Genomic DNA, 13941 nt, shown 5'->3' on the forward strand with positions numbered 1-13941 from the left:
AGGACGGCCGGGCTCGTGACTCACGGCACGAGCTCGGCCACCACCTCGTCGCCCTCCACGAGGTCGAGCTCCACGAAACCCAGACCGGCGTAGAGCTTGCGCGCGGCCACGTTCTCGGACTGATAGGACAGTCGCGCCCGGACGAAGCCGGGTTTGGCCGTCAACCACCGCAGCAGCACGGTCATCGCGGCCCGACCGAGGCCTTCGCCCTGCCGCGCCGCGTCCACGACCAGCCCGCCGATCCAGTGCGCGCCGTCTTCCGGGTCGTACGCCCACATGACGTGCCCGACGACGTCCTCGTCCGCCCGGATCCCGAGCGAATGCCACTCCCCTTCGCGCAACGACAGCAACAGGTAGCGGGCCGCCGAGGGCGCCACGAAGTCGCGCTGGTCGTCGCGTGGCACCACGTCGGCGACCGCGCGCCAGTTGTCGTCGGTGATGGCGGTGAGCGTCACGAGGCGGCCTCGACCGTCGCGCACGCCTGAGTCGATCAGGTCCTCGGTCACCGGACCATGCTGTCAGACCATGGGAGCGAAGAAGAAAGTGTCCCTGCGCTGGAAAAACCCCTGGTCGTTGAAGACGAAGAAGTCGGCGAACCGCAACGACACCGCGCGTCCGTCCTTCAGCACGCCGTGGAACTCGCCGTGCACGGCCGCACGATCGCCGTCGAGCACGGCGGCCGACACCGAGTGGCTGCCTTCCCGGATGGCCCTTTCCTCACCGTAGAAGCGTTTCAGGCTTTCGCGCCCGACCAGGGGCGCGTAGCCGGGCCGGTGGTAGACCGCGTCGCTGGCGAACAGGTCCAGCAGCCCGGTCAGGTCGTGTGCGTCAACTCGTTGGTAGTACTGGCGAACCCGCTGTTCGCGGGCGATCTGGTCGGTCACTGCCGTCAATGGAACCCCCATGTTCCCGGCTGGTGCCCAGCAACGTGTCCTCGATGATGGTCATCAGCTCGTCCAGATGGTGGTGCAGGTAGAAATGTCCGCCGGAGAACCACCGGACGGCGGTCCGGCCGGTGCTGAGGTCGTCCCACCGTGCCAGCCGTTCGCCCGCGGTGTCCGGGTCCTGCTCACCGCCGAATGCGGTGACCGGCACGGAGAACGCGGGGCGCTCCGGATGCCGGTAGGTCTCGCAGAGCTCGTAGTCCGCCTTGAGCACGCGGAGCAGCAGCCCCATCAGCTCCGGGTGGTCGAGCACCTCGCTCGCCGTGCCCTGCAACGTGCTGATGTGGTCGTGAAACTCCTGATCCGGCAACGTGTGCAGGGCGGGACCGACGTGCGGCAGGTGCGGGGCGGTGTAGCCGGAGACGAACAGGTGCACCGGTGTCCGCCCCCGTTCGGCCATGGCGTGCGCCAGCTCGTAGCCGATGAGCGACCCCATGCTGTGGCCGAAGATCGCGACCGGCCCGCGCACCCGTTCCAGCACAGGGCCGATCAGGCCGTCGACGACCTCGGACACCGACCGCACCAGCGATTCGCCGAAGCGCGCCTCGCGGCCGGGCAACTGCACGGGCAGCACCTCGATCGCGGGGCCGAGCCGGTCCTGCCAGTCCCGGTAGGCGGACGCCCCCGCACCGGCGTGCGACACGCAGATCAGCTGAACCGCCGCTGTGTCCAGGGGTTTCGTCGCGAACCAGCGCCCGCTCACCGTTCCTCCACCGTGATGCCGTCCGACCAGCGAACCGGCAGACTCCGCACGCCGCGCAGCAACGTGCCCGGCAACCAGCTCAGCTCGTCGAACGGCACGTCCAGTGCGATGCCCGGAAACCGTTCCAGCAACGAACGGATCGCGATGCGACCCTCCATCCTGGCCAGTGGCGCACCGAGGCAGTAGTGCACGCCGTGACCGAACGCGAGGTGTCCGCCGCCGTCACGGCGGACGTCGAACTGTTCGGGAGCGTCGAACCGCGTCTCGTCGCGGTTCGCCGACGCGAGCGTGACCAGCACCGGGTCGCCGGTCTCGATCGCAACGCCGCCGATCTCCACGCGCTCCAGTGCGAACCGGAAGGTCGCCGACTCGATCGGGCCCTCGAACCGCAGCACCTCCTCGACCGCGCCGTCCACCAGCGACAGATCCGCGAGCAGAACGGTCAGCTGGTCGGGGTGGCGGACCAGGGTCAGCACGGCGTTGGAGATGAGGTTGACCGTGGTCTCGTGCCCCGCGGAGAGCAGCAGGTACGCCATCGACCGCAGTTCGGCGCTGGTGAGCCGGTCGCTGTCCTCGTCGGTCGTTCTGATCAGCGCGCTGAGCAGGTCGTCGCCGGGTTCGGCGCGCTTGGCCGCGACCAGGTCGCCGAGGTAGTCCTTGAGCTGCCCGAACGCCGCGATCTTCTCCGCCAGCCCGATCGGCGCGTTGATGGCGTTCGACCAGCCGCGGAACGACTCCCGGTCCATCGCGGGCACACCGAGGAGTTCGCAGATCACCCCGATCGACAGCGGGAAAGCGAAGTCCTCCACCAGGTCCGCCCGCCCCCTGGCCTGCATGGAGTCCAGCAACTCGGCCACCTGACGGTGCACACCACCCGCCATCGCCTCGACCCGGCGCGGCGTGAACTCCTTCGAGACGAGCCTGCGCAGACGGGTGTGCTGCGGCGGGTCGCTGACCAGCAGGTGAGGCCCGAGGAACTCCTGGTCGAACGAGCTGGCACCGATCTTGGTCAGGTCCTTGGACAGCCTGGCGTCGGCGAGCGCCGCACGGGCGACCTCGTAGCCGACCACCAGCCACATCTCCTGCCCGTCCGGCAGCCGCACCCAGTGCACGGGTCCGCGTTCCCGCAGCCGCGCATACACGGCGTGCGGTTCCCTCAGCAGATCCCCCGACAACTCGCCGGCCCCCAGCAGGACCGTGTCCATCCATGTCTCCCCTCGACACAATGCACCCTACGCAACGATTCCAACCGATGCGAGGTCCTCGGGGAAGTCCATTTCCGGAGTCCATTGTGGACATATGTCGGGCGTGCGCGATGAATCCTGACGTTCCGCGCCAACGGTACCGCTGACCTGGTCCGTCCACGGTTGACAGTGGCTTTGCGAGCATGCCGCGCGGTCCATTGTGGACATCACTCCGGCAGTGCGAGCTGTCCGTTCACCAGCGCGGCGATCCCGCGCACCGTCGGGTTCTGGTACAGCTCGCGCAACCGCACGGACGGAAACCCGGCGGCGCGCAGCGCGGCACCGATCCGCACTCCGATGTGCGAATTGCCGCCCAGGTCGAAGAAGTTGTCGTCCACCCCGACCGGTGTGCCGAGCAGTTCGGCCCAGATCGCGCGGATCCGGGCGGTCACGGGGTCGAGCTCGCCGGCGTCGCTCTCACTGGACGGCCTCACGGGTGCGGGCAGCCGCTTGTGGTCCAGCTTTCCGTTGGTGGTCAGCGGAAGCTCGGCCACGGGGGTCACCGTCGCGGGCACCATGTAGTCAGGCAGGACCGTCGCCGCGCGCTTGCGGACGACGGTGGCGTCGCCGCCGGTCAGCACCACGTAGGCGTCGAGGCGTGGGGTCGCCGGGTCATCGCGGCGCACCACCACGGCGGCCGCGCGGACGTCGGGGTCCTCCAGCAGGACCGCGCGGATCTCGTCCAGCTCGATGCGGAAGCCGCGGATCTTGACCTGGCCGTCCATCCGCCCGAGGTGCTCGAGCGCCCCGTCCGGCCGCAACCGGCCCAGGTCGCCACTGCGGTACATGGTGCCGCCCGCGAACGGGTCGGGCCGGAACCGTTGGGCTGTCAGGTCTTCACGGCCCAGGTAGTGCAGGGCCACCCCGGCGCCACCGACGACGATCTCGCCGATCACGCCCGGCGGCACCAGCCGGCCGGCCTCGTCCATCACGTACAGGTGCCAGCCCGGCAGTGCCGGACCGACCGAACGCGAGGCGGCCAGCGCGTCCTCCCGCGTGACGACCTGCACGGTGGTGTGCACGGTCGTCTCGGTGATGCCGAAGAGATTGACCAGCTCGCAGCGGGGGTGCAGATCCATCCACGGCAACAGCATCCGGGTGTCCAGCGGCTCGCCCGCGAACAGCACCAGCCGCACGGCGGACAGCTCCCGCCGCACCACGGGCAGCAGCTGTGTGAAGGCCGACGGCGTCTGGCTGAGCACCGTGACCTCCTCGGCCTCGAGCAGGTCGCGGAACTCCTCTGGCTCGCGTGAGACGAAGTAGGGCACCACGACGAGCCGGCCCCCGGTGAGCAGGCAGCCCCACATCTCGAAGACCGAGACGTCGAACGCGCTGGAGTGGAACAGCGACCACACGTCGTGCAGGTCGAGGTCGAGCTCGGCGCGCGCGGCGTCGACCAGGCTGATCACGTTGCGGTGCGGGATGACGACGCCCTTGGGACGCCCGGTCGAGCCGGAGGTGTAGATGACGTACGCGGGGTCGGCCGGAGTGGTCGTGACCACGACCTCGGTAACGGAGTCGAGCGCGTCCGGCGGCACGACCACGACGTCGCCTGCCGCGGGGAACTCCTCCCGCCTGGTGATCACGACACCCAGGCCCGCGTCCTCGACGGTGTGCCTGAGGCGGTCCGCGGGGTAGGCAGGGTCGGTCGGGACGTACGTCGCGCCCGCCTTGAGCACGCCCAGCAACGTCACGACGAGCTCGGCAGTCCGCTCCAAGCAGACCCCGACCCGGTCGCCCGCGCGCACACCGAGGTCGTGCAGGCCACCGGCGAGAGCGGTGGCGCGGCGGTCGAGCTCACGGTAGGTCAGCCTGTTCTCGGTGTCGCACAACGCGATCGCGTCCGGCGTGGTCGCCGCCACCCTGGCGAATGCCTCGTGGATCGTGGTCGGCGTGGTGACCAGCGGGTCCCTGGGACGGCCCAGTGCCGCCACCCGTTGCTGTTCGGCGGCGTCCATCAGCTCCACCTCGGCCTCCGGTGTGCCGTCGAGGAGCTGCCGGTGCACATGGGCGAGGTGGTGCAGGAACGCACTGGCGATCTCCGGTGCGAAGTGCGCACGGAGGTAGTCACACCGCAGCACCGTGCCTTCGCCGTCGGGGAGCACCGACACGGTGAGCGGAGCCGACCGCGCCGCACCACGCCCGGCGGCGGTGAACACCAGCTCCGCGCACGGCGTCTCCGCCTCGGGATCGTAGCGGCGGAGCACGACGGCCAGCGCCGCCTGCCAGGCGGCCTCGTCCCCGCCGCCGGGCACCGCGATCTGGTGCGTGCCCGTTCCCTCTCCGCCGCCGAAGCCCCACGAGGGTGCTTCGACGTCGTGCCACACCGTTTCCGACATGACCCGCTCCCCTGTCAGCCGACCGAGCTCGTGACCAGCCGCAGCAGCGGGCCGATGTCGTCGAGCAGGTACATGTGGCCGCCCGGCACCTCTGCGCTCTCGAAGCCCCGGCCCGCGACCTTCTCCCACGCCGCCACGTCCTCACGACTGACCAGCGGGTCGTCCTCAGCGCGCACCGCCGTGATCGGCGCGGCCAGCGCGAGGTCGGTGCTCGGCGCGTACCGCTCGTGCATCTCGATGTCGGCGCGCAGCACCGGAAGCACCAGCTCGCGCAGTTCCTCCAGCTCCAGCATCGGATCCCGGTAGCCGGTGAGCTCGGCGACCCGGTCGAGGAACTCGTCGTCGGCCAGGCCCGTCGCACCGTGTCCCGCCTGTTCGAACGGCGCCCGCGCACCACTGGCGAACAGCCGCACCACCTCGACGCCCGGCACCCGGGTCAGCCGGTGGGCGAGCTCGTAGGCGAGCACGGCGCCCATGCTGTGCCCGAACAAGGCCAGCCTGTCGCCGCTCGCGGGTGCGAGGTCGGCCAGCAGGCCGTCGGCCGCCTGGTGCACGTCCCGGTACGGTTCGGCGTCCATCAGCCGTTCCCGTCCCGGCAGCTGCAGCGGCACGATCTCCAGCGCGTCGCCCGCCTGCCGCTGCCAGTGCCGGTAGAACGACGCGCCGGCGCCCGCGTACGGCAGGCACAGCAGCTTGACCTTCACGTCAGCGCTCATCGTCTCGTCCCCCTCGTTCCCGCCCGAGCTCAGCGGCGACGACGGCACCGATCGCCGCGAGTGGTTCGGGCATCATCATGAGTTCGTGCTCGCAGGCGATCTTGTGAGCCTATCTCGCCGAGGACGTGCGGCCGCAACGCCCCGTCGGCGAGCTTCGCGTCGTCTCCCGCGACCTCGGCGAGGATCTCCGCGACTCAAGGGCGCCCCGCAACGCGATGTTCCCGGTGCCGTTCCGCATCGACCCGCAGCCGGATGCTCAGGACGGCAACACCGTGACCCGGACGGTCATCAGGACCTACCAGGTGAAGTGACCCGCAGTTCCTGCCTGCGCGGCGGTCGCGACAACGTCCGCCGCGCAGGCAGATCACACGATCGTGTCGTCCACGAAGCACCAGCGCCAGGTCTCCCCCGGCTCGAACGAACGCATGACCGGGTGCCCCTCGTCGGCGAAGTGCTTCGAGGCGTGTTTGGCGGGCGACGAGTCGCAGCAGCCGACCTTGCCGCAGCCGAGGCACAAACGCAGGTGCACCCACCTGCCGCCGACGGCCAGGCAGTCCTCACACCCCTCCGGCGTGCCAGGTGCGGGCTCAGGACCCAGCTCGGCGAGATGTTCGCAGGTTGTGGTCACGGCCCGACGGTACCTCGGTTACGACCATCGGCGAGTTCTGGTGTTTGACTGAGCACATGACGACTGCCGACCGCGTCGCGCGGCCTTCGATTCTCACGGTGGACGACGACCCGGCCGTGTCCCGGGCGGTGGCGCGCGACCTGCGACGGAAGTACGGCGAGCACTACCGCGTCGTGCGAGCGGAGTCCGGGCCCCAGGCACTCGAGGCGCTGCACGAGATCAAACTGCGCGGCGAGGAGGTCGCGGCGCTGCTCGCCGACTACCGGATGCCGCAGATGAGCGGCATCGAGTTCCTCGAACAAGCCATGGACGTGTTCCCCCAGGCGCGCCGGGTGCTGCTCACGGCCTACGCCGACACCGACGCCGCGATCCAGGCGATCAACGTCGTCGACCTCGACCACTACCTGCTCAAGCCGTGGGATCCGCCGGAGCAGAACCTCTACCCGGTGCTCGACGAGCAGCTGCGCGCCTGGGCCGTGAGCGACCGGCAGCCACCGCAGCGGGTGCGGGTGATCGGGCACCGCTGGTCACCACGTTCCTACGAGGTACGTGACTTCCTGGCCCGCAACAGCGTTCCCTTCCGCTGGCACGCGCTCGACGAGCAGGAGGCACGCTGCCTGCTCACCGCGGCGCGTCAGGACGGGACGACGCTGCCTGTCGTGATCACGGCTGGGGGCAGGGCCCTGGTCGACCCCTCCGACGCGGAGCTCGCCGCCGAGGTGGGCCTGAGCACGCAGCCGTCGGCCGAGTTCTACGACCTGATCGTCGTGGGTGGCGGCCCCGCGGGGCTCGGCGCCGCGGTGTACGGAGGGTCGGAGGGGCTGCGCACCGTCCTGGTCGAACGGATCGCGACGGGTGGCCAGGCCGGTACCAGCAGCCGCATCGAGAACTACCTGGGCTTCCCCGACGGGGTGTCCGGCGGGCAGCTGACCGAACGGGCCCGCAGGCAGGCGGTCAAGTTCGGCGTCGAGCTGCTCACCACCCGCGACGTCGTCGCCCTCGAACGCCGGGGAGCCGCGCGAATCGTGCGGTTCGGTGACGGCACCGAACTCGCCGCCCACACCGTCATCCTCGCCACCGGCGTGTCGTACCGGTTGCTCGACGCGCCCGGACTCGGCGAGCTGACCGGGCGAGGCGTGTTCTACGGCGCCTCGACCACCGAGGGCCCGAACTGCGCCGGCCAGGACGTCTACCTGGTCGGCGGCGCGAACTCCGCCGGCCAGGCGGCCGTCTACTTCTCCGGGCACGCGCGCAAGGTGGTGATCCTGGTGCGGGGTGACTCGCTCGAGCAGTCGATGTCGCGGTACCTGATCGACCAGCTCTCGGCGATCCCGAACGTGGAGCTGCGCACGCACACCGAGGTCCGCGGTGGCACCGGTGAAGATCATCTTGAGACGCTGACGTTGCTGCACAACAAGACCGGCGAGACGACGACCGTCGAGGCGAGCTGGTTGTTCGCGTTCATCGGCGCCGCCCCGCGCACGGACTGGCTGGACGGCACGCTGGAACGTGACGAGCACGGGTTCCTCCTCGCCGGGCCCGACCTCGGCGGCTCACCGCCTGGATGGGACCTCGAGCGGGCGCCGTACCACCTGGAGACGAACGTGCCCGGCGTGTTCGTCGCGGGCGACGTCAGATCGGACTCGGTGAAGCGCGTCGCGTCCGCGGTAGGTGAGGGCGCCATGGCCGTCACCCTGGTCCACCGCTATCTGGCGAGGTCGTGATGGAGAGGCTCACCGCGGCCGCACTGCGCGAACTGTTCCTGTTCGAGAAGCTCGACTCCGAACAGCTGGACTGGCTGGCCGAGCACGGCCACGTCGAGACCCGCGAGGCGGGCACGCCCGTGCACGTCGAAGGCGAACCCGCGACGTGTTTCTTCGTGCTGCTCGAAGGAACGGTCGCCCTGTGCCGCAACATCGGCGGCCAACGCGTCGAGGTGAGCCGCAGCAGCCAGCGCGGCTCGTACTTCGGTGCCACCCAGGCCTACCTGGAGCTCGACCAGCCGACCTACCAGATGACCGTCGAGTCGATCACCGCCACGTCGATGCTGCAGTTCGACGCCGACGAGTTCGGGCCGATGGTCCGCACCTGGTTCCCGATGGCGATGCACCTGCTGGAGGGCCTGTTCTGGGGCATGCGGAACGCCCAGGCGACGGTGGGCCAGCACGAACGGCTCACCGCGCTCGGCGCCCTGTCCGCGGGCCTCACCCACGAGCTCAACAACCCGGCCGCGGCCGCCGTGCGGGCCACCGCGGCGCTGCGTGAGCGCGTCGCGGGAATGCGGCACAAACTCGCCCTCGTCGCGCAGGGGGCGATCGACCCGTCCGTGCTGCCGGCTCTGGTCGTGCTGCAGGAGAAGGCGGTCGAACAGGTCGCCAAGGCGCCGAAGCTCAGCCCGCTGGAGGCCAGCGACGCCGAGGACGAGGTCGCCGACTGGCTCGACGACCACGACGTCAGCGGCGGCTGGGACGTCGCGCCCGTCCTGGTCGCGGCCGGGCTGGACGTCGAGTGGCTCGAGGGAGCACTCGCGAAATGCCCCGCGGCCGTCACCGGATCCGCCGTGCACTGGCTCAGGTACACGGTCGAGACCGAGCTGCTGATGAACGAGATCGAGGACGCCACCACCCGAGTGTCCACTTTGGTCGGTGCGGCCAAACAGTACTCGCAGATGGACCGCACGCCCTTCCAGGTGGTCGACGTGCACGACTTGCTCGACTCCACGCTGATCATGTTCGGCGGGAAGCTCACGGACGTGCGGGTGGTCAAGGACTACGACCGCGCACTTCCCCACATCCCCGCGTACGCCGGCGAGCTCAACCAGGTGTGGACGAACATGATCGACAACGCCCTGAGCGCGATGGGCGGTTCCGGAACGCTGACCGTGCGGACCTTCAGCGAGGACAGGCACCTCGTCGTGGAGATCGGCGACACCGGCCCCGGCATCCCGGCAGAGGCGCGAAGCCGGATCTTCGAACCGTTCTTCACCACCAAGCCGGTCGGAGAGGGCACCGGGCTCGGGCTGGAGATCTCGTGGCGGATCGTGGTCAACAAGCACCACGGCGCCATCCGGGTGGAGTCGGTGCCGGGCGACACGCGGTTCCAGGTCGTCCTGCCGCTGGAGGCGACAGGACGGTGACCGGCGATGGCGGACCTGACGTCGCTACAGGTCCGCCATCGCCGACTTCGGAGCCTCGACGCAGTCCGCGACGAAACGGAGGAAGCCGCCCGCCGTGCCGCCGTCGCAGACGCGGTGGTCGAACACGAGCGACAGCTGCACGATGTGCCGCACCACGATCTCTCCTCCGACCACCCACGGCCGGGGCAGGATCCGGCCCATGCCGAGGATCGCGACCTCGGGGTGGTTGATGATCGCGGCGCTGCCGTCGACCCCGAGCACCCCGTAGTTGTTCAGGGTGAACGAGCCCGAGGTCAGCTCGGATGCGGTGGCGGTGCCCGCACGCGCCGCGGCGGTGAGGCGGCGGATCTCGGTGTCGAGTCCGCGCATGCTCAGGCGGTGCGCGTCCTTGATCGCCGGGACGACGAGGCCGCGGTCCGTCTGCGCGGCGAGGCCGAGGTTGACGCCGTCGAGGTGGGTGATCTCGCCGCGCTCGGTGTCGACGCGGGAGTTCAGCTCGGGGAAACGGGCGAGGCCCGCCACCACGAACCGGGCGATCATCGCGAGGATTCCCGGTGCGGCACCGGTTTCCTTCAGCTCGTCGCGGAGTTCGAGCAGTGCCGTCGCGTCGACGTCCACCCAGGTCGTCGCCTCGGGGATCTCGGTGCGACTGCGGGTCAGGGTCGTGGTGACCGCCTTGCGCAGGCCGGTCAACGGCACTCGGGCGCGGATCGGCAGGCCGGTGCGCTGGTCCACGTCGCTCACTAGCCCGCTCACGACCCCGACCGGCTCGGGCACGGCGACAGCGGCTTCGACGTCGCGGCGGGTGATCAGGCCGTCGGGGCCGGTGCCGGTCAACGAGGTGAGGTCGACGCCCTTGTCACGGGCGAGCCTGCGCACGATCGGCGACTGCACCGCGGGTCGTTCTCCGTTGCGCGGCAGCGAAGTGGGCACGGAACGCGAAACAGCCCTCCTCCGGCGGCGGCGAGACGAGTCCGCCCCCGAAGTCCCGTAGCCGATCAGGACGTTGCCCGAACCGGCACGCTCTTCCTCGACGTAGGTCTCGGCGGGCCCGGCCTGGACCGAGATCAACGGCGAGCCGACCTGGAGGGTGGCGCCTTCCTCACCGTGCAGTCGCGCGATCACCCCACCGAACGGCGACGGCACCTCGACCATCGCCTTGGCCGTCTCGACCTCGGCGACGGGCTCGTCCACCGCGACGGAGTCACCGGTCTTGACGAGCCACCGGATCAGCACGGCCTCGGTCAGTCCCTCACCGAGGTCGGGCAGGTCGAACACCTGGGTGGTCATGCGACGTCCTCTTCCCACTGCAGCGTGTCGACGGTGTCCAGGATCCGGTCCACCCCCGGCAGGAAGTGGTGCTCCAGCTTCGGTGGCGGATAGGGCACGTCGAAACCGGTGACCCGGCGCACCGGCGCTTCCAGGTGGTGGAAGCAGCGCTCCCCCACCCGTGCCGCGATCTCCGAGGCCACCGAGGCGAATCCCGGTGCTTCGGCGACCACCACCGCCCTGCCGGTTCTGCGGACCTCGGCGCACACGGTCTCGTCGTCGAACGGGACGATGGAGCGCAGATCGATCACGCCCAGGTCCCGGCCTTCGGTCGCGGCCTGCTCGGCGGCGGCCAGCGCCACCGGCACCGACGGGCCGTAGGCGATCAACGTGGCGTCCGCGCCGGGTCGCCGGACCACGGCACGGCCGATCGGCGGTACCGGCACCGACACGTCGACTTCTTCCTTGGTGAAGTAGTGCTTCTTGGGCTCCAGGAAGATCACCGGGTCGGAGCCGGCGATCGCCTCGCGCAGCAGGCCGTAGGCGTCGGCGTTGGTGGCCGGTGCGACCACGGTCAAACCGGGAGTGTGGGCGTAGTAGGCCTCGGACGAGTCGCAGTGGTGCTCCACCCCGCCGATTCCGCCGGCGTACGGGACGCGGATGACGATCGGCAGCCGCACCTTGCCGCGGGTGCGGTTGCCCAGCTTCGCGACGTGGCTGACGATCTGCTCGAACGCGGGATAAGCGAAGGCGTCGAACTGCATCTCGACGACCGGGCGCATGCCGTTCATGGCCATGCCCACCGCCATGCCGACGATTCCGGACTCGGCCAGCGGGGTGTCGAACACCCGGCTCTCCCCGAACTCGCGGTGCAGCCCGTCGGTCACCCGGAACACGCCGCCCAGTTGGGCCACGTCCTCGCCGAACACGACGACCGAGTCGTCCTCGGTGATGGCGTCCCGCAGCGCGGCGTTGATCGCCTGCGCCATCGTCATCTTCGTCGCCGCGCTCATCAGGCCTCCTCGAGTTCGAGCTCGGCCCGCAGAGCCGCGCGCTGTTCCGCGAGCTGCGGCGTGAGGGTGGAATAGACGTGGGCGAACACTTCCTCCGGATCGGCGACCGTCTCGGCGCCGACTCCGGCCCGGACCGCTGCCGCCATCTCCTCCGCGGCGGCGGCGATGTCCTGCTCACGTTCGTCGTCGAGCGCGCCGATCGCCGTCAGGTAGGTGCGCACCCGCAGCAGTGGATCACGCGGAAGCCATGCGGTGACCTCGTCGTCGGCGCGGTAGCGGCTGGCGTCGTCGGCGTTGGTGTGGGACTCGATGCGATAGGTGTCCGCCTCGACCAGGGTCGGCCCGTCACCCGCACGAGCCCGCGCGACCGCCTCACCGAGCACCTTCTCCAGCGCCGGCAGGTCGTTCCCGTCGACACGCACGCCAGGCATGCCGTAGCCGATCGCCTTGGCCGCGAGGGAGGGGGCCACCGACTGGCGCGCGAGCGGGACCGAGATCGCGTACTTGTTGTTCTGCACGAAGAACACCACCGGCGCACGGAAGACGGCGGCGAAGTTGCAGGCCTCGTGGAAGTCGCCCTCGCTCGTCGCGCCGTCGCCGCACAACGCCATCACGACCGTGTCCTCGCCTTTGAGGCGCGCGGCGTGACCGACACCGACCGCGTGCAGCAACTGCGTCGCCAGCGGTGTGGCCTGAGGCGCGACCTTGTGCACGTTCGGGTCGTAACCGCAGTGCCAGTCACCGCGCAGCAGCGTGAGCACCTCGACCGGGTCCACCCCGCGAGCGGCGATCGCGGCCGAGTCGCGGTAGGTCGGGAACAGCCAGTCCCCCTCCGCGAGCACCGACGTGCACGCGACCTGGCAGGCCTCCTGCCCCCGTGAGGACGGGTACACGGCCAACCGTCCCTGGCGGACCAGCGCACCGGCCTGTTCGTTCAGCCTGCGGGCGAACACGAGTTTGCGGTACCCCTCGGCCAGTGCCTCGGCGTCGGGTGTCGGCGCTCCCCTGACCAGGCGACCGGTCTCGTCGAGCAACCGGGCCGGGGTGATGGCCGCCTTGAGTTGACCGGCACTCAATCCACACCTCCACATGGCGTTACACTCGTCACGAATATTGCCTAGATGGACGGCCATTCGGACAGATCCAGGAACCAGTGCGAGACGATTGACTTGCCTGCACGATTCAGCAGGTCCAGTTGGCTCGACACCCCGCGCTTTTGACCTCGGGAGCGAGACACGTGGACACGGAGCTGGACGAGATCGACCACCGGATCCTGCGCGAACTGGAGTCGGACGGGCGGTTGTCGGGGCGAGCGCTGGCCGAACGCGTGACGATCTCGCGTGCGAACGCCTACGCCCGGTTCGAGCGCCTGGTCGCCGACGGGGTGATCACCGGTTTCACCGCACGGGTCGACCCGCTCAAGGTCGGGCTGACCACGTCCGCCTACGTGGCGATGACGGTGCGGCAGAACAACTGGCGCGATCTGCAGTCCGCGCTGCGGGAGATCCCGGAGGTGCGGCACATGGCGTTGGTGGGCGGCGAGTTCGACGTGATGCTGCTCGTCAGGGCGGAGGACAACAACGCGTTGCGCCGCGTCGTCCTCGAACAACTGCAGACGATCCCCGGCGTGCTGTCGACCAAGACATTCCTGATCTTCGAAGACGCCGAGAGCTGACCCCGACGGAGGATGTGCCGCATGACCGTGCGAACCCGTGCCGACCTGGCGTCCTTGCCCGCCTACGTGCCCGGCAAGTCCATTCCCGGCGCCATCAAGCTCGCGAGCAACGAGGTGTCCGCCGGACCGCTGCCCAGCGTCGTCACAGCGATCGCCGAAGCCGCCACCGCCATCAACCGCTACCCCGACTCGGGCTGCGTCGAACTCACCGGACGACTGGCCGACAAGCTCGGCGTCCCCGCCGACCACCTGGCCCTCGGCTGCGGCTCGGTGA

General features: G+C 70.0%; 14 protein-coding genes and 1 pseudogene. 5 read left to right on the forward strand and 10 right to left on the reverse strand.

What is annotated here, in order from left to right:
• Nucleotides 1–20 precede the first annotated feature (20 nt).
• The 6 genes from G7043_RS27115 to G7043_RS27140 all read right to left on the reverse strand — a co-directional run bounded on the left by G7043_RS27115 (nt 21) and on the right by G7043_RS27140 (nt 5946).
• Entirely contained in the window at nt 21–506 is a 486-nt protein-coding gene (locus tag G7043_RS27115; protein WP_207311749.1) for a GNAT family N-acetyltransferase, read from the reverse strand.
• A 12-nt stretch (nt 507–518) separates the two neighbouring features.
• Entirely contained in the window at nt 519–884 is a 366-nt protein-coding gene (locus G7043_RS27120) for a nuclear transport factor 2 family protein (protein WP_313888087.1), read from the reverse strand.
• On the reverse strand, nt 829–1647 hold the full coding sequence (locus G7043_RS27125; RefSeq protein WP_166050152.1) for a thioesterase II family protein: 819 nt from the start codon (nt 1645–1647) through the stop codon (nt 829–831). Before G7043_RS27125 ends, G7043_RS27120 begins: the two co-directional genes overlap by 56 nt.
• Nucleotides 1644–2852, reverse strand: a complete 1209-nt coding sequence (locus tag G7043_RS27130) for a cytochrome P450 family protein (protein WP_166050154.1) — start codon at nt 2850–2852, stop codon at nt 1644–1646. Before G7043_RS27130 ends, G7043_RS27125 begins: the two co-directional genes overlap by 4 nt.
• A gap of 206 nt (nt 2853–3058) precedes the next feature.
• Nucleotides 3059–5230, reverse strand: a complete 2172-nt coding sequence (locus G7043_RS27135; RefSeq protein ID WP_166050156.1) for a non-ribosomal peptide synthetase — start codon at nt 5228–5230, stop codon at nt 3059–3061.
• Nucleotides 5231–5244: 14 nt separating this feature from the next.
• Nucleotides 5245–5946, reverse strand: coding sequence for a thioesterase II family protein (locus G7043_RS27140; protein WP_166050158.1), 702 nt, complete (start codon nt 5944–5946; stop codon nt 5245–5247).
• Nucleotides 5947–6071: 125 nt separating this feature from the next.
• Here G7043_RS27140 and G7043_RS27145 point away from each other — a divergent pair, with 125 nt between their 5' ends.
• A complete protein-coding gene (locus tag G7043_RS27145; protein WP_166050159.1) occupies nt 6072–6257 on the forward strand; it encodes a hypothetical protein in 186 nt (61 codons plus the stop codon).
• 53 nt (nt 6258–6310) lie between these two features.
• On the opposite strand, the gene G7043_RS27150 is transcribed toward G7043_RS27145, so the two are convergent.
• On the reverse strand, nt 6311–6574 hold the full coding sequence (locus tag G7043_RS27150) for a ubiquitin carboxyl-terminal hydrolase 14 (protein WP_166050161.1): 264 nt from the start codon (nt 6572–6574) through the stop codon (nt 6311–6313).
• A 56-nt stretch (nt 6575–6630) separates the two neighbouring features.
• Between G7043_RS27150 and G7043_RS27155 the strand changes: the two genes are divergently transcribed.
• Together G7043_RS27155 and G7043_RS27160 are read left to right on the forward strand one after the other, a co-directional pair.
• The gene (locus tag G7043_RS27155) at nt 6631–8298 is read left to right on the forward strand and encodes an FAD-dependent oxidoreductase (protein ID WP_166050163.1); all 1668 of its coding nucleotides are present in this window, start codon (nt 6631–6633) and stop codon (nt 8296–8298) included.
• Nucleotides 8298–9710: an ATP-binding protein gene (locus G7043_RS27160; protein ID WP_166050165.1), complete on the forward strand. Its 1413-nt coding sequence runs from the start codon at nt 8298–8300 to the stop codon at nt 9708–9710. Before G7043_RS27155 ends, G7043_RS27160 begins: the two co-directional genes overlap by 1 nt.
• 24 nt (nt 9711–9734) lie before the next feature.
• Here G7043_RS27160 and G7043_RS27165 read toward each other — a convergent pair whose 3' ends face one another.
• The 3 genes from G7043_RS27165 to pdhA are packed head-to-tail and all read right to left on the reverse strand — an operon-like array spanning nt 9735 to nt 13068.
• Nucleotides 9735–11000: a dihydrolipoamide acetyltransferase family protein gene (locus G7043_RS27165; RefSeq protein ID WP_166050167.1), complete on the reverse strand. Its 1266-nt coding sequence runs from the start codon at nt 10998–11000 to the stop codon at nt 9735–9737.
• Nucleotides 10997–11992, reverse strand: coding sequence for an alpha-ketoacid dehydrogenase subunit beta (locus G7043_RS27170; protein WP_166050169.1), 996 nt, complete (start codon nt 11990–11992; stop codon nt 10997–10999). The genes G7043_RS27165 and G7043_RS27170 overlap by 4 nt, the downstream gene beginning before the upstream one ends.
• Nucleotides 11992–13068 carry a pyruvate dehydrogenase (acetyl-transferring) E1 component subunit alpha gene (gene pdhA, locus G7043_RS27175; RefSeq protein ID WP_278185856.1) on the reverse strand — a complete coding sequence of 359 codons (1077 nt, stop codon included), beginning with the start codon at nt 13066–13068 and terminating at the stop codon, nt 11992–11994. Before pdhA ends, G7043_RS27170 begins: the two co-directional genes overlap by 1 nt.
• 161 nt (nt 13069–13229) lie before the next feature.
• Here pdhA and G7043_RS27180 point away from each other — a divergent pair, with 161 nt between their 5' ends.
• Nucleotides 13230–13667: an Lrp/AsnC family transcriptional regulator gene (locus G7043_RS27180; RefSeq protein WP_166050177.1), complete on the forward strand. Its 438-nt coding sequence runs from the start codon at nt 13230–13232 to the stop codon at nt 13665–13667.
• Nucleotides 13668–13688: 21 nt separating this feature from the next.
• Nucleotides 13689–13941: pseudogene (locus tag G7043_RS27185) on the forward strand (aminotransferase); the annotation flags it as partial.

Source organism: Lentzea alba (genome assembly GCF_011067745.1).
GTDB classification, from domain to species: Bacteria; Actinomycetota; Actinomycetes; order Mycobacteriales; family Pseudonocardiaceae; genus Lentzea; species Lentzea alba.

Coding starts and splice junctions, on each gene's coding strand:
- G7043_RS27165 (WP_166050167.1), bottom strand. CDS start 11,000: ATGACCACCCAGGTGTTCGACCTGCCCGACCTCGGTGAGGGACTGACC.
- G7043_RS27155 (WP_166050163.1), top strand. CDS start 6,631: ATGACGACTGCCGACCGCGTCGCGCGGCCTTCGATTCTCACGGTGGAC.
- G7043_RS27130 (WP_166050154.1), bottom strand. CDS start 2,852: ATGGACACGGTCCTGCTGGGGGCCGGCGAGTTGTCGGGGGATCTGCTG.
- G7043_RS27135 (WP_166050156.1), bottom strand. CDS start 5,230: ATGTCGGAAACGGTGTGGCACGACGTCGAAGCACCCTCGTGGGGCTTC.
- G7043_RS27160 (WP_166050165.1), top strand. CDS start 8,298: ATGGAGAGGCTCACCGCGGCCGCACTGCGCGAACTGTTCCTGTTCGAG.
- G7043_RS27170 (WP_166050169.1), bottom strand. CDS start 11,992: ATGAGCGCGGCGACGAAGATGACGATGGCGCAGGCGATCAACGCCGCG.
- G7043_RS27140 (WP_166050158.1), bottom strand. CDS start 5,946: ATGAGCGCTGACGTGAAGGTCAAGCTGCTGTGCCTGCCGTACGCGGGC.